This window comes from Micromonospora sp. C28ISP2-4, assembly GCF_030519385.1.
Classification (GTDB): Bacteria; Actinomycetota; Actinomycetes; order Mycobacteriales; family Micromonosporaceae; genus Micromonospora; species Micromonospora tulbaghiae.
On the sequence record NZ_JAUMKG010000008.1, the window covers coordinates 114,193 to 131,614 of the forward strand.

The following is a 17,422-nucleotide window of genomic DNA, read 5'->3' on the forward strand; positions in this document are numbered from 1 at the left end:
GGCGGGCAGAGACGGCGCCGGCCCGGCCCGCGCGGAGGCGGGCCGGGCCGGGAGGCCGGTACGGAGGGTCAGACCCGCGCGCGGCGGGCCAGGCGCTCCGGGTCGAGGATGATGATGCTCTTGCCGTCCAGCCGCAGCCAGCCGCGCGAGGCGAAGTCGGCCAGCGCCTTGTTGACGGTCTCCCGGGAGGCGCCGACGAGCTGGGCGATCTCCTCCTGGGTGAGGTCGTGCGTCACGCGCAGCACGCCGCCGTCGCGGGTGCCGAAGCGGCCGGCCATCTGGAGCAGGTTCTTGGCGACCCGGCCGGGCACGTCCGTGAAGATCAGGTCGGCGAGCGAGTCGTTCGTCCGGCGCAGCCGGCGCGCCAGCACCCGCAGCAGCTGCTCGGCGATCTCGGGCCGGTTGTTCAGCCACGGCCGCAGCGCCTGCTTGCGCAGCCGGACCAGGCGGGTGTCGGTGACCGCCGTGGCCGTCGCCGTACGCGGACCGGGGTCGAAGAGCGACAGCTCACCCACCATGTCCGACGGGCCCATCACGGCGATCAGGTTCTGCCGGCCGTCCGCCGCGCGGCGACCCACCTTGATCTTGCCGGACAGGAGGATGTAGAGACTGTCGCCGGGCTCACCCTCGTTGAACACGACCTCGCCCTTGCGGACCTCGATCGTCTCCATCTCCTTGGCGAGCGCCTCGGCAGCCTCCGGGTCGACACCCTGGAAGATCCCGCTGCGGGCCAGTACCTCGTCCATCGCGCACCTCCGCCTGCGCGTGCCGTCCGTCGGCCGGGTCCGCCGTCCGCTGATCCCTCGCGCGCCGCCAGTCTAGGCGCACATGAGTAGGAATCAGAGGTGCACCCCTGGAATCTTGATCGTTGGGCGTAACCCACCCGACCCGGTGAGCAGCTAAGATCCCGCCTCCGGCCCGGGCCGGCGCCACCCGTTCCCTCCTGCGATCGTAGGGTGACCGGCGTGCTGTGTGAGCCGTTCCTGACCAGCCGGTCCGAATCCGGGTGGGAAATTCCGCTGCTGGTCTGGCGGGCCGAGTCGCCGCTGCTGGCGGTCGGCTCCGCGCCGCTGGGCGGGGGGATCGGCGTCCGCGGGTGGGTGCTGAACGCGACGGTGCCGATGTCGTACGACCGGGACGACCCCGCCGCACACCTGGCCGAGCTGGCGCACGGCCTCGACCTGGACGGCCCCGGGGTCGGGCTGCTGACCGGCGTGGACGTGACCGAGGTGGTCCGCCGGACCGACGGCGGCGTCCGGGTCTGGGCGACTGTGGGCCTGGGCACGCCGGTGTGGGCCGCCGCGCCCGAGCCGGCGCCGCCCGCCGCGACCGAGCCGGTCCGGCCCGCGCAGCGCGTCGGCACTGTCAACATCGTCGCGTACGTGCCGGTGCGGCTCGGCGACGCCGCCCTGGTCAACGCCGTGGCCACCGCCACCGAGGCGAAGGCGCAGGCGATCTGGGAACTGGGACTGCCCGCCACCGGCACCCCCACCGACGCGGTGACCGTGCTCTGCCCGGCCGACGGCGATCCGGCCCCGTACGGCGGTCCCCGGTCGGCCTGGGGCGCGCCGCTGGCCCGGGCCGTGCGCGCGGCCGTCCGCTCCGGCGGCGCCGGGACCGTCGTGCCCTGGTCCGACCGGCAGGCGGGCTGACGTGCGCCGGTCATGTTCGACACGCCGGGTTTTCCGACCGATCGGCCCTCGTCGCGGCGTCCCGGGGACGGTAGCGTCGCCGACGATGTACGCTCCCGCCCGTTCTGTGCCCCGTACCCTCCGCGCCGCCGTCGCCGGAGCGCCCGCCGCCGTCGCCGGAGCGCCCGCCGCCGTCGCCGCAGCGCCCGCCGCCGTCGCCGGACCGCGCCGCGCGGTGCTCGGCCGGCGCCTGGCCGCGTTCGCCGCGCTCGTCGCCGTCCTGTTCGTCGCCGGCTGCGGCGGGGACGCCGGTGGGTCCGGCGGCGACCCCAGGTGGCAGGCGGGGCAGGGCGGTGGAGCGACCGGCTCCGCCGGACCGGCCACCGGTGACCAGCCGGCCGCGCCTGACGCGGCGAAGGAGCCGTCGATCTCGCTCACCGCGACCGGTGACGTGATCATGGGCAATGCGCCGGACCGGCTGCCGCCCAACGGCGGCAAGGGCTTCTTCGACGACGTCAAGTCGGCGCTCAAGGGCGACCTGGTGATGGGCAACCTGGAGGAGCCGCTCACCGACGACACCGGCGCCGGCAAGTGCGGCCCGGAGCCGAAGAACTGCTACCAGTTCCGGGCCCCGCCCGGGTACGCCGCGCACCTGCGGTCGGCCGGGTTCCAGCTGCTCAACCAGGCCAACAACCACGGCTACGACTACGGCCGGCAGGGCTACGAGAACACCCAGTCGGCGCTGGAGGCGCACGGCCTCAAGCACACCGGCGCGCCGGGCGAGATCACAGTGGTGGACGTCAAGGGCATCAAGGTCGCCGTGGTGGGCTTCTCGTCGTACCCCTGGTCCAACAGCCTGGTCGACCTGAGCGCCGCCAAGCAGGTGGTCGAGATGGCCAAGGAGTCGGCCCAGATCGTGGTGGTGCAGGTGCACATGGGTGCCGAGGGGGCGGACAAGACCCGGGTGAAGCCGGGTACCGAGATGTTCTTCGGCGAGAACCGCGGCGACCCGATCCGCTTCTCCCGTACCGTCATCGACGCCGGCGCCGACCTGGTCATCGGGCACGGCCCGCACGTGCTGCGGGGGATGGAGTTCTACAAGGGGCGGCTGATCGCGTACAGCCTCGGCAACTTCGCCGGCGGCGGCAAGTCGCTGAACAGCTCGGGCCGGCTCGGCTGGGGCGGCGTGCTCAAGGTGTCGCTCACCGCCGAGGGGAAGTTCGCCGGCGGCACGTTCACCTCCACCGTGATGAACGGCGTGGGCCGTCCCTCGGTCGACCGGCAGAACCGCGGGCTCGGACTGGTCCGCGAGCTGAACCGGGCCGACTTCCCGGACACCGGCGCGAAGCTCGACGGGACCGGCAGGATCACCGCACCGGCGGGTGGCTGAGCGCACCCCGGCCGCGCCGAGCCGCCGGAGCGTCGGCCCCGCGACGTAGGCTGGCCGACGTGACCACGCGCTCCCCCGAGACCGACCTCGGCCGTACGCGCCGCGCCCGGCGCATCGGCCGCGTGCTGACCGAGACGCACCCCGACGCGCACTGTGAACTCGACCACTCCAGCGCGCTGGAGCTGGCAGTGGCGACGATCCTGTCCGCCCAGTGCACCGACAAGAAGGTCAACGAGGTCACGCCCAAGCTGTTCGCCCGCTACCGGACAGCCGCCGACTACGCCGGGGCGGACCGCGCCGAGCTGGAGGAGCTGATCCGGCCCACCGGGTTCTACCGCAACAAGACCAGCTCCCTGATCAACCTCGGGCGCGCGCTCTGCGAGCGGTACGACGGCGAGGTGCCCGGCCGGCTGGCCGACCTGGTGATCCTGCCGGGGATCGGCCGCAAGACCGCCAACGTCATCCTCGGCAACGCGTTCGGCGTCCCCGGCATCACCGTCGACACGCACTTCCAGCGGCTGGTGCAGCGGTGGCAGCTCACCACCGAGACCGACCCGGTCAAGATCGAGCACGCGATCGGCGCGCTCTACCCCAGGCGCGACTGGACGATGCTGTCGCACCGGGTGATCTTCCACGGCCGCCGGGTCTGCCACGCCCGCAAGCCCGCCTGCGGGGCGTGCACGCTGGCGAAGCTGTGCCCCGCGTACGGCACCGGGCCGACCGAGCCGGCCGCCGCGGCCAAGCTGCTGAAGGGCCCCCGGGCCCGTGACCTGGCGGTGGCCGTCGGCCTCGACCCCGACCTGGTGCCGCAGCAGGCCGCCGCGGCGGACGTGCCGTGATGCGCCGGTTCGCCTACCTTCTCGCCCCGCTGCTGCTGGCGGCGGCGGGCTGCACCGCAACGGCCGAGCAGCCCGAACGTCCCGCGCCGGCGACTCGGGCCGAGCGTCCCTCGCCGTTTGCCGACTGCACCTCGCTGACGGTCGCGCCCGCCTCGGCGTCCCCGACGTCCCCCGGAAAGGCCGTGTCCCCGACGCCTGCAGGGAAGGCCGGGGATCAGCTCCCCGACCTGACGCTCAACTGCTTCACCGGCGGCGCGCCGGTGAGCCTGCGCGACGTCAAAGGTCCGGCGGTGATCAACGTGTGGGCGTCCTGGTGCCCGCCGTGCCGCAAGGAACTGCCCGCGTTCCAGCGGCTCAGCGAGCGGGCCGACGGCCGGTTCCAGGTGCTCGGCGTGAACAGCCGGGACAGCCGCGGCGGCGCGCAGTCCATCGGCGAGGACTACGGCGTCGACTTCCCGATGCTGCTCGACCAGGGCGACGCGTTCCAACGCGCGCTGGAACGCAACGCGTTCCCGCTGACGGTGCTCGTCGACGCCGACGGGCGGATCCGGCACACCGACGCGACCGGCGCGCTCGACGACGCCCGCCTCGCCGCGCTGGTCCAGCGTCACCTCGGGGTGCGGGTATGACCCGACGGCCGCCGCTGTGGTTCGACCCGCTGCTGAGCCGGCTCGGCACCGCACGGGCGGAGGACTTCACCCGCATCGTCACCCCGTCCAGCGGCGGGCGGGAGAGCGCCGTGCTGGTGCTGCTCGGCGAGGAGCCGGGCGCGGGGCCGGACGTGCTGGTCCTCCAGCGCGCCGCGACGCTGCGCAACCACGCCGGGCAGCCGGCCTTCCCGGGCGGCGCGGCCGACCCGGAGGACGCGGACGCCCGCGCCACCGCGCTGCGCGAGGCGAACGAGGAGGTCGGTCTCGACCCCGCCAGCGTCACCGTGCTGGCCGAGCTGCCCCGGCTCTGGATCCCGGTCAGCGACTTCGTGGTCACGCCGGTGCTCGCCTGGTGGCACGACCCGCACCCGGTGCACCCGCGCGAGCCGGCCGAGGTCGCGCACGTGGCCCGGCTGCCGGTCGCCGAGCTGGTCGACCCGGACAACCGCATGCGGGTACGCCACCCGAGCGGCTGGATCGGTCCCGCGTTCTCGGTGCGCGGCATGCTCGTCTGGGGTTTCACCGCGGGCGTGATCGACCGGCTGCTGGAGATGGGCGGCTGGTCCCGGCCCTGGCCGCACTCGCGCGTGGTGGAGCTGCCGCCCGTCGACGCCACGCCCGCTCCCTCGGCGGGCACCGAGCCGGCCGACGAGAGCCCGGTGCGGTGATCACCCGTACGCATCCCCGGGTCACGTTCCGCGAGCGCTGAGCCGAGCGCGGGCCCGGTGCCCGTACCCTTGGGGCGTGTCCGCCGTGGATCTCGTCCTTCTTCTGCTCATGCTCGTGTTCGCGATCAGCGGATACCGTCAGGGTTTCGTCATCGGGGCCCTGTCGTTCTCCGGCTTCTTCCTGGGCGCGCTGCTCGGCCTCCAGGTCGGGCCGCTGATCGCGCAGCAGTTCGCGACGAGCGGCACACGCGTGCTGATCTCCCTGGTGGCGATCTTCGGGCTCGCGGTGCTGGGGCAGGCGCTGGCCGGCTGGCTCGGCTCCAATCTCCGGGCCGCCATCACCGGGCCGGCCGGGCGGAAGATCGACGACGTCGGCGGCGCGTTCATCTCGGTCATCGCGGTGATGCTCGTGGCGTGGCTGGTCGCCGTGCCGCTCGGCTCCTCCTCGGTGCCGTGGCTGGCCTCCTCGGTGCGCAACAGCGCGCTGCTCACAGTCGTCGACCAGGTGCTGCCGGACAAGGCGCAGGACCTGTCCACAGCGCTGCGCGACACTGTCGACACCAACGGCTTCCCGGACGTGTTCGGCGACCTCGCGCCGACCCGCGCCCGGCAGGTCGCCCCGCCCGACCCGGCGCTCGCCAACTCCCAGGTGGTGCAGAACAGCAGGCGTTCGGTGGTGAAGGTGCTCGGCTCCGCGCCGAGCTGCTCGCGCCGCATCGAGGGCTCCGGCTTCGTGTACGCCGACGACCGGGTGATGACAAACGCGCACGTGGTGGCCGGCACCCGTTCAGTGGCTGTGGAACTGCGTGGCGAGCGGTACGACGGCGAGGTCGTCGTCTACGACCCGGACCGGGATCTGGCGGTGCTCTACGTACCGGGGCTGCCCGGACCGTCGCTGCGCTTCGCCGCCGGCCCGGCCGCCACCGGCGCTGACGCGATCGTGCTCGGCTTCCCGCTCGACGGCCCGTACGACGCACGCCCGGCCCGGATCCGCGACGTCGACCGGATCACCGGTCCGGACATCTACTCGGCCGGTGACGTCAACCGGGAGATCTACACGATCCGGGCGCTGGTGCGCAGCGGCAACTCCGGCGGCCCGCTGGTCTCCTCGAACGGTCTGGTGCTCGGCGTGATCTTCGCGGCGGCGGCGGACGACCCGAACACCGGCTTCGCGGTGACCGCCGCCGAGGCGCGACCGGTGGCGCTGGCCGGCGCGGAGCGTACCCGCGGAGTGGCCACCGGCGACTGCACCTGAGCCGGCCGGCGGCGCTCAACCACCCGCCGAGGCTCCCGCCGGTGTCGCCTCGTCACCGGAGCGGGACAGCGGCAGCCGGGCGCGGCCCCAGGTGAGCGTCCGGTCGAGTACGGCCCGCGCCATGATCGCCACGCAGGCGCCGCCGTTGAGGAACGAGGCGACCACGTCGCTGGGGTGGTGCATGCCCCGGTACATCCGGGTGAGCGCCACGCCGAGCGGCACCAGCACCAGCAGCGCCCACCAGCCGACCTTGGCCGGGGTGCTGCGCGCCCGCAGCGCCAGCAGCACCGCGATACCGACGTAGAGCGCTGTGGCCGCCGAGGTGTGCCCGGACGGGAAGCTGGACGTGGGCGGGGAGGCGTCCATGTGTTCCACGGCCGGGCGGTTCCGGTCGATGGCCATCGTGGTGAACAGGAAGATCAGCGCCTGCGCGGTCACCGCCGCACACAGGAACAGCGGCTCCCGCCACCGGTGCAGCACCAGCCGCAGCACCAGCGCCGCCAGCACCGTCACCACGACGATCATCTGGGTGCTGGCGAGTGTGCTGAACACCAGCGAGACGTCGTTCCACCCCGGCGTCCGGTCGGCGGCCAGCTCCCGGTTGACCGTGTCCTCCACGGTGAACGGCCAGGTGCGGGCCAGCACGCGGGTCACCAGCAGGCCCAGGCCCACCATCAGCGCGAACAGCAGGGCCAGCGGCAGCAGGACACGCCGGGTGACTCGGATCACGACGTCGGACATGGGCTCGCCAGTACCCCGGCGCGGGTCCCGTTACGCCCGGCCGCCCTCCGGCCGCTGGTCGGCCAGCTCCGGCTCGACCCCCTCGCGCAGCGGGCGGGCGGACTGCCGCCCGGATCCGCCGCGCCAGGTGGCGAACGCGGCTGAGGTCGCGGCCACCACCGCCACCCCGAGCACCCAGCCGCCCACCACGTCGCTGGTCCAGTGCACGCCGAGCGTGATCCGGCTGAGCCCGGTCACCACCGTGACCAGCAGGGCAGCGGTCCACAGCGCGACCCGGCCCCGGCGGCTGTCCCGCACGAACGGCAGGAACACCAGCAGCAGCACACCCGCCGCCAGCGTGGCGTTGAGCGCGTGACCCGATGGGAAGGAGTAGCCGGCGGCCCGGGCCACCGGGTCGAGCAGATCCGGCCGGTCCCGTCCGACGAGCAGCTTGAGCAGCGCGCCGAGCAGCCCGCCGGCGACCATGGTGACCACCACCCAGACCGCGAGGCGGGGCGCGCCGCGCCGGACCAGCCACACCACCACAGCGACCGCTGCCACCCGCAGCGGGCCGGGCCCGAACACGTGCGTCCAGACCGTCATCACACCGGCCCAGGCGGGATGGTCCTGCGCGTACCCGTGGAGCGCGTCGGTGATCGAGGCGTCCAGCCGCAGCAGGGGCGGCCAGGCGCCGAGCACCAGCAGCGCGATCAGGGCGAACGGCACCAGCACCAGGAACGCCGCGAGCACGGTCAGGGTGAGCCGCAGGCCCAGCGAGTGCTCGGGGTCGAGGCGGCGGCTCCGCCACGACCGGTGCGTGACCGTCGCCCCGGTGGTGTCCATGGGGCTTCCCCTACCCATACAGGGGCGGGATCAGACCGGTTCAGCGACGGGTCTGCCGGAACCGGCGAACCATCATCGCGGTGCCGGTGACGAGCGCGACGAACAGGGCCAGGCCGGTCCAGAGCCGCTCCGGGGCGGAGACGTCCGTCTGGCCCGCCGGCCGGGCGTTCCAGCCCTCGGCCGTACGCCCGAGCGGGTCGCCACCCCGGCCCGCCGCGGCGGCCCGGGTGTCCCGCCCGTCGCCGGGTGCCGGCCCGAAGCCCACCACGCCGGGGGAGGCGTTGTCGTCGAGCGGGTTGTGACCCACCGACGGCACGTCGGCGGTGAGCGCGGCCACCGGGTCGACCAGGCCGTAGCCGAACCGGTCGTCCCGGCCGGTCGGGCCGAGATCCCGGGCGGTGGTGATCAGCCGGTTGATCACGTCCCCGGCCGACATCTTCGGATAACGCGCGCGGACCAGGGCAGCGGTCGCGGCGACGAGCGGCGCGGCGAAGCTCGTCCCCTGCACCCGCCAGTAGCCGCCCTCCGGCCGCGCGCCGTAGAGCCCGGTGGCCGGTGCGCTGAGCACCGTCTCGTGACCCGTGATCGAGCCGGACCAGAGGTTCTCGCTGGTCCGCTCCAGCCCGGCGACCGCGAGCACACCCGGTTCCCGGGCCGGGTACCACACCTCGGTGGTCGTCGAGGTGGCCAGGTTGCCGGTGCAGGCGACCACCACCACGTCCCGGGCGAACGCGTAGTCGAGCGCCGCGGCCAGGGCCGGGTTGTCGCTGCTGCCGCCGAGCGACAGGTTGACCACCTGGGCGCCGTTGTCGACGGCCCAGCGCACCGCCTTGGCGACGATCAGCGCGTCGTCGTAGCGGTTCTCGGCGTCGAGGACCCGGACCGGAAGGATCTTGGCGTCCGGCGCCAGCCCCAGCACGCCCCGGTCGTCGTCGGCCCGCCCGGCGATCAGCCCGGCCACAGTGGTGCCGTGCCCCACCGGGTCCGGGCCGTCCGAGCCGTCCGGCGTCACCAGATCCAGGCCGGGCAGCACCTGACCGGACAGGTCGGGGTGGGTGCCGTCCACACCGGAGTCGATCACCGCGACCACCACGCCGCGCCCGGTCGAGGTGCGCCACGCGGTCTTCGCCCGCAACTCCTCCAGCTGCCACTGCTCGTCGCGTACCTGGTCGGTGCGCAGCAGGCGGTCCGGGCTCACCCAGGGGCGCGCCACCGTGGCCGGGGCGGCGGGTGCGGCGTGGGCCGGCGGTGCCAGCGGACCGGCCACGGTGACCAGCGCCGACACGGCGGCGAGCAGCGCGCGGCCGGCGCGACGCCGGGGCAGCCCACCGGGCGGTCCCTGCCGATCCCCTGTCACATTCCCCAGCCGTTCGGTCGCGTCAGACACATGCTGCACGGAGATTACCGGTTGTCCCGACCGTCACGGGGCAACTCGGCCAGCCCGATCACCCGGCCGGGAGATGCGCCAGCTGCACCAGGCGCACCCCCTCCCGGCGGGTGACCAGACGTGCCCGCCCCGGGGGCAGCGGCCCGGCCTTGACCTGACCGACGAGCGCACCCTCCTCCGGGCCGCCCGACATCACCAGCCCCGCCGTGGACAGCTCGCGCAGCCGCTGCACGATCGGCTCGTACGCGGTCCGCCCGGCGCCGCCGGTACGCCGCGCCAGCACCAGGTGCAGCCCGACGTCCCGCGCGTGCGGCAGGTGCTCCTCCAGCGCCCGCAACGGGTTCGTCGGCCCGCCGGCCACCAGGTCGTAGTCGTCCACGAGCACGAACAGCTCCGGCCCCTGCCACCACGACCGGCTGCGCAGCTGCGCCGGGGTCACCTCCGGCCCCGGCTGCCGCCCCTTCAGGTAGCCGGCGGCCGACTCGATCAGCTCAGCGGTGTGCGGCGCGGCGGTGCCGTACCCGATCAGGTGCGGCGTCTCGATCACGCCCATCAGGCTGCGCCGGTAGTCCACAAGCATCACCCGGGCCTGCTCCGGGGTGAACCGGTTGACGATCGAGGTGGCGAGCGCGCGCAGGAACGACGACTTGCCGCACTCGGCGTCGCCGAAGACCATGAAGTTCGGCTCGGTGGCGAAGTCCAGCACCACCTGGGACAGGTCCGCCTCGGCCACGCCGATCGGGAACGCCAGCCCGCTCGTCGCGTTCTGGTCCAGCTCCGCGTACGGCAGCACCGGCGGAAGCAACCGCACACGGGGTGCCGACGGGCCGGTCCACGTGCCGGCCACCGCCTTCACCAGATCGGCGGTCTCCGCGCCCAGCGCCTCGACGCGGGGTTCGGCGGTGAGGAAGTGCAGCCCGCCCGCCGTGATGCCGCGCCCCGGACGTTCCTCCGGCACGGTGGCCGCCAGCGCCCGCTTGACCACCACCGAGTCGGCCGGGTCGCCGAGGCGCAGCTCCAGCCGGGAGCCGAACAGGTCACGGATCGCCGGGCGGAAGTCCGACCAGCGCAGGGCGCTCGCCACCACGTGCACCCCGTACGCCAGGCCCCGCGTGGCGAGTTCGGTGACCAGTGGTTCGAGGTCCTCGTACTCGCCGCGCAGCGTGTTCCAGCCGTCCACCACCAGGAACACGTCCCCGAACGGGTCCGGCGCGCCGGCCGCCCTCCGCCGTCGCCACGCGGCCATCGACTCCACACCGGCCTCGGCGAAACGCCGTTCCCGCTCGGCCAGCAGGCCGGCGACCTCGCCGACGGTACGGCGTACGGCGGTGCCGTCGGTCCGCCCGCTGACGCCGCCCACGTGGGGCAGGTCGCGCAGCGTGCCGAGCGTCCCGCTGCCGAAGTCGAGGCAGTAGACCTGCACCTCGGCCGGGGTGTGGGTGAGCGCGAGCGCGCAGACCAGGGTGCGCAGCAGGCTGGACCGGCCACTGCGGGTGGTGCCGACCACCGCGACGTGCCCGGCCGCGCCGTCCAGCGCCAGCCAGAGCAGGTCGCGCCGCTGCTCGAACGGCTTGTCCACCACCGCCACCGGCACCTGGAGCGCCCCGTGCAGCTCCGGATTCGCCACGGTGAGCCCGCGTACCGGGTCGGCACCGATCGGGCCGAGCAGCTCGTCCAGGGCGGGGGAGGCGTCCAGCGGCGGCAGCCACACCTGGTGCGCCGGCGGGCCCTGCCCGGCCAGCCGGTCGACGAGCAGGTCGAGGAGCGTCTCGCCGCCGTCGTCCTCGGCGGGCAGGGCGACGGGCGCGGGCGGCTCGGGCACCGGGACCAGATGGGTGGAGAAGGCGAGCACGCGTGCCTCACCGGTGCCGGACGCGCCCGCCGCACCGCCGCGGCGGCGGACCGCGCCGGAGACGTACGCGGCCTTGAACCGGACCAGCGGGTCGGTGCCCGAGCGCAGGTAACCGTGTCCCGGGCTGCGCGGCAACTCGTGCGCGTCCGGCACGCCCAGCACCGTCCGGGACTCCAGCGCCGAGAACGTCCGCAACCCGATCCGGTACGACAGGTGCGTGTCCAGCCCGCGCAGCCGCCCCTCCTCCAGCCGCTGGCTCGCCAGCAGCAGGTGCACCCCGAGCGACCGGCCCAGCCGCCCGATCTGCACGAACAGGTCGATGAAGTCGGGCTTGGCCGACAGCAGCTCGGAGAACTCGTCGCAGATCAGCAGCAGCGACGGCAGCGGCGCCAGCGGCGACCCGGCCGCCCGGGCCCGCTCGTAGTCGCGCACGCTCGCGAAGTTGCCGGCCCGGCGCAGCAGCTCCTGCCGGCGCATCAGCTCACCGTTTATCGCGTCCACCATCCGGTCCACCAGCGGCAGCGCGTCGGCCAGGTTGGTGATCACGGCGGCGGTGTGCGGCAGCCGCTCGAACGGCGCGAACGTGGCGCCGCCCTTGAAGTCGACGAGCACGAAGTTGAGCTGCTCCGAGCTGTGCGTGGCGGCCAGCCCGAGCACCAGCGTGCGCAGCAGCTCCGACTTGCCCGAACCGGTCGCGCCGATCAGCAGGCCGTGCGGGCCCATGCCGTCCTGCGCCGACTCCTTCAGGTCGAGGTCGATCGCCCCGCCGTCGGCACCCACCCCGATCGGCACCCGCAGCCGGTCCCGCGCGGCCCGGGGCGCCCAGCCCTGCTCGGCGGTGAAGCCCTCGGGGTCGCCGAGACCCAGCAGCTCGGGCAGGCCCAGCTCGGCGCCGGGCGGCGCGTCCGGTCCGCGTACCGTGCCGGCGAGCCGCAGCGGCGCGAGCCGCCGGGCCACCGCCTCGGCGTCGGCGGGCGCCAGCGCGTCCGCGGCGCCCACCTCGGCGTGCCCCTCGGCGGAGTGCGAGTGCAGCCGGCCGTCGACCAGGTCGAGCAGGAGCGCGTACCGGTCGAGCAGCCGGGGCGGCGGGGTGTCCAGGTCGAGCACCGTGACCGCGTCGATGCCACCGTCACCGGCCAGGTCGGTCGCGCCGGTCAGGTCGCCGCCGTCGAGCACCACGACGACGTGCGGCCCGTCGGTCGCGGTGCCGTGCGGGCTGAACCGGGACCGGGCGCCGAGCACGTCGTCGAGCAGCCGTTCCAGGTCGGCGGCGGAGCTGGTGACCAGCCGCACCGGGCCGAGCGCGTCGGTACGCGCCGGATGGTGGGCGTGCGGCAGCCACTTCACCCACTCCCAGGCGTTGCGGCGTTCCGGCCCGGAACAGACCGCGATCAGCAGCTCGTCCGGCGCGTGGAAGACGGCGAGCTGGGTGAGGACCGCCCGGGCCAGCGCCTGCGCGGCGGGCGATCCGGCGCCGCGTACCGGACCGGCCGGGCCGCGCACGAAGACCCGGGCGAAACTGCGCAGCGACAACGCCACCGGCAGGTCCGGCACCACCGAGTACGCGTCCAGGAAGCGCCGCAGCGCCCCGGCCGTCATCGGCTCCAGTTCCTCCAGCGGCCGGGTGACCGGTGGGACCAGCGGGGTGGCAAGCGTCTGCGGCCCCACACCGACCCGGACCACGGCGAAGTCCGGGTCGCCCGGGCGGCGTTCCCAGACCCGGTGACTGTCGACTGTCGACCAGAGCCGCCCCGGCTCGGGGTGGCGGTAGGACAGTCCGGCCCGCTGGGCGCCGGCGGTCTCCCGCACCCTGCGCCGGAGTGTGGCCAGGTGGCGCAGGTACTCCCGGCGGGCGGCCATCAGCTCGGACTTCTTCGGCCCGGCGCTGCCCCAGGTGGTCACCAGCATCGCCAGCGAGGAGAGCCCGAACATGCCGCCCACCACGTACGAGTAGGCCCCGCCGCCGCGGCCGAACATCATCGCCATGGCCACCGTCCCGCCGAGCATCGGCAGCACCATCAGCGCCTGCTGCCAGCGCCCGCCCGCGGCGGCGGGGATCTCCGGCGGCGCCTCGACGGGCAGCTCACCGACCGGGATCTCCGGTGCCGGGCGGCGTGGCGGCCGCTTGATGACGACAGTGGACACTCACCCTCCCCGGAAAGTGGCTCTGGGTAACCCGAGCCTGGCTCATCGTAGGTAAAGTCCTCTCGTCCGTCAGCCCACTCCCTCCGCCCGATATGGAGATGCCTCGATGACAAGCGGGCTCGCCCGGGTCACGATCAGCGCGCCCAGGCGGCGGGTCGACGTGGCCCTACCGGAGCAGGTGCCCCTGGCCGAGCTGCTGCCCGAGGTGCTCCGGCACGCCGGTGAGGGACTGGCCGACGACGGGGAACGGCACGGCGGTTGGGTGCTGCGCCGCACCGACGGCGCGGTGCTGGCCACCGCCCAGGCGCTGCTGCCGCAGGGCGTCCGCGACGGCGAGGTGCTGCATCTGGTGCCGGCCCGCGCGCAGTGGCCCGAACTGGAGTACGACGACGTGGTCGAGGCGATCGTGGACGGCGCCCGGCGCCGGGGCGTCGCCTGGTCGGGCGGGGCCACCCGGGCCGCCGCGCTCGCGGGTGCCGCCGTACCCCTCGCGGTCGGGCTGGTCGCCGTGGTCGCCGCCGGTCCGGGCGAGCGCGGCTGGCCGGTCGCCGCGGCGGTCGCCCTCATCCTGGTGCTCACCGCCACCGCGGCGTCCCGGGCGTACGGCGACGGCCCGGTCGGCGCCACCCTCGGCGGGTACGCGCTGCCGTGGGCCGCGGTGGCCGGTGCGCTGGCCGTCGCCTCGGGCGACCCGGTCGGCCCGGTCCCCGGCCTGCGCTGGGTGGGCGCCCCCGAACTGCTGGTCGGCTCGGTGGCGCTGCTGCTGGTGGCGGTGCTCGGCCTGCTCGGCGTGGCCAGCCGGTCCCGCGTCTTCGTGGCCGGCGTGACGGTCGGCGTGGCCGGCGTGGCGGCGGCGTTCGGCGGGCTTCTGCTCGACCCGGACGGCACCGCCGCCGTCCTGCTCGCCGTGCTGGTGTTCGCGCTCGGCGGGCTGCCGCTGCTGGCCATCCGGGTCGGCAAGCTGCCACTGCCGCCGCTGACCCTGCCCAGCCCGGCCGGCAGTCGCGACCTGCCGGACCGGGGCCGGGTGCACGCGGCGGTGGCCCGCGCCGAGGAGGTGCTCACCGGGATGCTGCTCGGCCACGCGGTGCTCGCGGTCGGCGCTGTCGCGGTGCTCGTCTCCGTCGGCCGGACCGCCGGGCTGCTGCTCGCCGCCGTCGCCTGCGGGGTGCTGCTGCTGCGCTCCCGCCTGTTCGTGGCGGTACGGCACCGGGTGCCCGCGATCGTCGCCGGGCTGGCCGGGTTCGCCCTGCTCGGCGTGGTGCTGGCCGACCGGGCCGGTCCGGGTGGCCGGCTCGCGCTGACGGTGGGCGGGCTGGCCCTGGCACTGACGGCGGTCACCGCCGGCACCACGTACGCCCGGCGCCCGGTCTCCCCGTACCTCGGGCGGCTGGCCGACCTGACCGACACCGCGCTCGTGGTCGCTGTCGTGCCGGTGGCCTGCGCGGTGCTCGGCCTCTACGACCGGGCCCGCGACCTGCTCGCCTGAACACGCGCGAGGCCCGGGTCGCGAAGCGCGACCCGGGCCCCGGCAGGCGTGAGCGTCAGTGCAGCGTCTCGCCGCGCTCCTCGGCCTCCTTGGCGCGCCGGTACGAGGCGGCGATCTCCGCCTCGGCCTCGACCCGGCCCACCCAGGTCGCGCCCTCGACCGACTTGCCCGGCTCCAGGTCCTTGTAGACCTCGAAGAAGTGCTGGATCTCCAGCCGGTCGAACTCGCCCAGGTGGTGGATGTCGCGCAGGTGCTCCTGGCGCGGGTCCTCGTAGGGCACGCAGAGGACCTTGTCGTCGCCGCCCTTCTCGTCCGTCATCCGGAACATGCCGATGGTGCGGCAGCGGATCAGGCAGCCGGGGAAGGTCGGCTCCGGCACCAGCACCAGCGCGTCCAGCGGGTCGCCGTCCTCGCCCAGGGTGCCCTCGATGAACCCGTAGTCGGCCGGGTACTGCGTGGAGGTGAAGAGGGTGCGGTCCAGCCGGATGCGGCCGGTCGCGTGGTCTACCTCGTACTTGTTGCGGTGACCCTTGGGGATCTCAACCGTGACGTCGAAATCCATCTTCCACGCTCCCTCGTTTGCCCACGCTGGCTAACGGAAACCAGCGGCTCACCCCCGGCGCGGGGTGAACGCCCCCCGTCGGCTCCGGCCGCCGCATAGTGTTCGGACCGAAGTAGTGTCGCCCAAGGCGATTTCGAGCGGGGAGGAGGGGGCCGTGGGGAGGGAAGATTCACACTACCGCCCCGAGAGGGTTGACGGGCGCGGGTCCGCCGGTTCCGGTTCCGGCGGGGCCACCGGACGGGTGTCCGTCCCGGGCGCGAACGTGCCTCATCGTCCCTCTCCGGCCACCGGGTCCGCCCGCGTCGGCCCGCCGCACCACGGCTCCGGCCCGCACCACGGCTCCGGCCCGGCGAGCGGCTCGGCCCGGGTCGGCCCGCCGGCCCCGCCGAACTGGCACGGCGCGCCGGACCCGATCCCGGTCAGCCCGCCGGTCCCGCCGGTCGGCGCCGCGCCGCCCGTACCCTCCGCGCCGCCCCCGGGCCGGCCGCGACGCCGCCTGCGGCTCGTCGCGGCGCTCGCCTGCGTGCTCGTGCTGGCCCTGGCGGTGGCCGGGCTCGCGGTGCTGCGCCCCGGCCCGGTCGCCGGGTGGCTGGGCGACGACGACGGCACGGGTACGGCGGTCGCCGCGCCGCCGGAACCCTCCCCGCAGGCCGTGCTCGCCGGGCCGGACGGCAACGCCCCGCTGCCCACCGGGGCCGGCATCCGCGCCGCCCTGGACCCGCTGGTCCGCGCCGCCGCGCTCGGCGACCGGGTGCACGTGTCGGTGGCCGACGTGAGCACCGGCCAGGCGCTCTACGGCACCGGCCAGGACACGCCCACCGTGCCCGCCTCGGTGACCAAGCTGGCGACCGGCGTGGCGGTGCTCGCCGCCCGCGGCCCGGCCTACCGGATCCCGACCCGGGCGGTGGCCGGGGCGAACCCGGGCGAGGTGGTCCTGGTCGGCGGCGGTGACCCCACGCTCGCCGTGGACAAGAACGGCTTCTACCCGGGCGCGGCCCGGCTGGACGACCTCGCCGCCCAGGTGCGCGACGCGCTCGGCGGCACCGCGCCGACCAAGGTGATCGTCGACTCGTCGCTGTTCAGCGGCCCGGTCTTCGAGCCCGGCTGGGACGCCGACATCCCCACCGGCGGCTTCGGCGCGGCGATCACCGCGCTGATGACCGACGGCGCCCGCAAGAACCCGGCGGAGGCGCGGCGCACCGCCGAGCAGACCAATCACGCCGCCGAGCGGGTGCCGCAGCCCGACCTGACCGCCGGCCGGCAGTTCGCCAAGCTGCTCGGCCTGACCGGCGGCGCCGCCCAGGTGAGCCGGGGCACCGCGCCGGCCGCGTCCGGCGCGACGGGTACGGCCCCCGGCGCCGAGCTGGGGAAGGTCGAGTCCCTGCCGATGATCCGGCTGGTCGACATCATGATCAGCGACAGTGACAACGTGATCGCCGAGGCGATGGCCCGCCAGGTGGCGCTCGCCAAGGGCAAGCCGGGCTCGTTCGTCGGTGGCGCGGCGGCCACCGACCAGGTGCTCGGCGAGCTGGGCCTGCCGGCGGGCGAGATCAGCCTGGCCGACGGCAGCGGGCTGTCCCGCACCAACCGGATCAGTCCCTCACTGCTCACCGACCTGATCACGCTCGCCGGCAACGGCAGCCACCCCGAACTCGCGGCGATCTTCGGCGGCCTGCCTGTCGGCGGCTGGTCCGGCACGCTCGACGAGCGCTACCGGGCGGCGGCGACCCGCGCCGGAGCGGGCGTGGTCCGGGCCAAGACCGGCACGTTGAGCGGCGTCAACGCGATCGCCGGCACGGTGACCACAGCCGACGGCCGGCTGCTCACGTTCGCCGTGCTCACCGACCGTACGCAGGGCTCGCTGGACGAGACCCGCGCGGCGCTGGACCGGATCAGCTCCGCGCTGGCCGGGTGCGGCTGCCGCTGACCGACGGGCGTCGATCGGCCGCCGCGAGCCCGGGTGGGGGTGTTCCGGCGCGGGTACGGTGGGT

At 75.0% G+C, this 17,422-nt stretch carries 14 protein-coding genes; 8 read left to right on the forward strand and 6 right to left on the reverse strand.

The genetic code is table 11. The features are described from left to right. Window positions 1-68: 68 nt before the first annotated feature. On the reverse strand, window positions 69-746 hold the full coding sequence (locus Q3W68_RS26520) for a Crp/Fnr family transcriptional regulator (protein WP_007073398.1): 678 nt from the start codon (window positions 744-746) through the stop codon (window positions 69-71). 219 nt (window positions 747-965) lie between these two features. Between Q3W68_RS26520 and Q3W68_RS26525 the strand changes: the two genes are divergently transcribed. The 6 genes from Q3W68_RS26525 to Q3W68_RS26550 all read left to right on the forward strand — a co-directional run bounded on the left by Q3W68_RS26525 (window position 966) and on the right by Q3W68_RS26550 (window position 6,433). Further along, entirely contained in the window at window positions 966-1,652 is a 687-nt protein-coding gene (locus Q3W68_RS26525) for an adenosylcobinamide amidohydrolase (protein WP_302908040.1), read from the forward strand. Between the two features lie 106 nt (window positions 1,653-1,758). Continuing rightward, window positions 1,759-3,021: a CapA family protein gene (locus Q3W68_RS26530; protein WP_302908041.1), complete on the forward strand. Its 1,263-nt coding sequence runs from the start codon at window positions 1,759-1,761 to the stop codon at window positions 3,019-3,021. Window positions 3,022-3,080: 59 nt separating this feature from the next. Further along, window positions 3,081-3,860, forward strand: a complete 780-nt coding sequence (gene nth / locus Q3W68_RS26535) for an endonuclease III (RefSeq protein ID WP_302908042.1) — start codon at window positions 3,081-3,083, stop codon at window positions 3,858-3,860. Continuing rightward, window positions 3,860-4,489 (forward strand): TlpA disulfide reductase family protein, encoded by a 630-nt coding sequence (locus tag Q3W68_RS26540; RefSeq protein ID WP_302908043.1) that lies wholly within the window; start codon window positions 3,860-3,862, stop codon window positions 4,487-4,489. The genes nth and Q3W68_RS26540 overlap by 1 nt, the downstream gene beginning before the upstream one ends. Beyond that, window positions 4,486-5,178, forward strand: coding sequence for a CoA pyrophosphatase (locus Q3W68_RS26545; protein WP_302908044.1), 693 nt, complete (start codon window positions 4,486-4,488; stop codon window positions 5,176-5,178). The genes Q3W68_RS26540 and Q3W68_RS26545 overlap by 4 nt, the downstream gene beginning before the upstream one ends. A 76-nt stretch (window positions 5,179-5,254) precedes the next feature. Beyond that, entirely contained in the window at window positions 5,255-6,433 is a 1,179-nt protein-coding gene (locus Q3W68_RS26550) for a MarP family serine protease (RefSeq protein WP_302908045.1), read from the forward strand. A gap of 15 nt (window positions 6,434-6,448) precedes the next feature. Here the strand turns inward: Q3W68_RS26550 and Q3W68_RS26555 are convergent, their stop codons facing one another. The 4 genes from Q3W68_RS26555 to eccCa form a co-directional block, all read right to left on the reverse strand. Then, entirely contained in the window at window positions 6,449-7,174 is a 726-nt protein-coding gene (locus tag Q3W68_RS26555) for a phosphatase PAP2 family protein (RefSeq protein WP_302908046.1), read from the reverse strand. A gap of 30 nt (window positions 7,175-7,204) precedes the next feature. Continuing rightward, on the reverse strand, window positions 7,205-7,996 hold the full coding sequence (locus Q3W68_RS26560; RefSeq protein ID WP_302908047.1) for a phosphatase PAP2 family protein: 792 nt from the start codon (window positions 7,994-7,996) through the stop codon (window positions 7,205-7,207). A gap of 40 nt (window positions 7,997-8,036) precedes the next feature. After that, on the reverse strand, window positions 8,037-9,320 hold the full coding sequence (mycP, locus tag Q3W68_RS26565; RefSeq protein ID WP_302908072.1) for a type VII secretion-associated serine protease mycosin: 1,284 nt from the start codon (window positions 9,318-9,320) through the stop codon (window positions 8,037-8,039). Between the two features lie 121 nt (window positions 9,321-9,441). Next, window positions 9,442-13,380 (reverse strand): type VII secretion protein EccCa, encoded by a 3,939-nt coding sequence (gene eccCa, locus Q3W68_RS26570; protein WP_302908048.1) that lies wholly within the window; start codon window positions 13,378-13,380, stop codon window positions 9,442-9,444. 106 nt (window positions 13,381-13,486) lie between these two features. On the opposite strand from eccCa, the gene eccD reads away from it, so the two are divergent. After that, window positions 13,487-14,869 carry a type VII secretion integral membrane protein EccD gene (eccD, locus tag Q3W68_RS26575; RefSeq protein WP_302908049.1) on the forward strand — a complete coding sequence of 461 codons (1,383 nt, stop codon included), beginning with the start codon at window positions 13,487-13,489 and terminating at the stop codon, window positions 14,867-14,869. A 55-nt stretch (window positions 14,870-14,924) separates the two neighbouring features. Here eccD and Q3W68_RS26580 read toward each other — a convergent pair whose 3' ends face one another. Beyond that, a complete protein-coding gene (locus Q3W68_RS26580; protein ID WP_013288994.1) occupies window positions 14,925-15,431 on the reverse strand; it encodes an inorganic diphosphatase in 507 nt (168 codons plus the stop codon). A 412-nt stretch (window positions 15,432-15,843) separates the two neighbouring features. On the opposite strand from Q3W68_RS26580, the gene dacB reads away from it, so the two are divergent. Then, on the forward strand, window positions 15,844-17,358 hold the full coding sequence (dacB, locus tag Q3W68_RS26585) for a D-alanyl-D-alanine carboxypeptidase/D-alanyl-D-alanine-endopeptidase (RefSeq protein ID WP_368045772.1): 1,515 nt from the start codon (window positions 15,844-15,846) through the stop codon (window positions 17,356-17,358). The last annotated feature ends 64 nt before the right edge of the window (window positions 17,359-17,422 follow it).

Bases quoted from the DNA above. Each gene is read 5' to 3' on its own strand.
- Q3W68_RS26520 (WP_007073398.1), bottom strand. From the start codon at position 746: ATGGACGAGGTACTGGCCCGCAGCGGGATCTTCCAGGGTGTCGACCCG.
- Q3W68_RS26560 (WP_302908047.1), bottom strand. From the start codon at position 7,996: ATGGACACCACCGGGGCGACGGTCACGCACCGGTCGTGGCGGAGCCGC.
- Q3W68_RS26540 (WP_302908043.1), top strand. From the start codon at position 3,860: ATGCGCCGGTTCGCCTACCTTCTCGCCCCGCTGCTGCTGGCGGCGGCG.
- Q3W68_RS26555 (WP_302908046.1), bottom strand. From the start codon at position 7,174: ATGTCCGACGTCGTGATCCGAGTCACCCGGCGTGTCCTGCTGCCGCTG.
- Q3W68_RS26580 (WP_013288994.1), bottom strand. From the start codon at position 15,431: ATGGATTTCGACGTCACGGTTGAGATCCCCAAGGGTCACCGCAACAAG.
- eccD (WP_302908049.1), top strand. From the start codon at position 13,487: ATGACAAGCGGGCTCGCCCGGGTCACGATCAGCGCGCCCAGGCGGCGG.
- Q3W68_RS26545 (WP_302908044.1), top strand. From the start codon at position 4,486: ATGACCCGACGGCCGCCGCTGTGGTTCGACCCGCTGCTGAGCCGGCTC.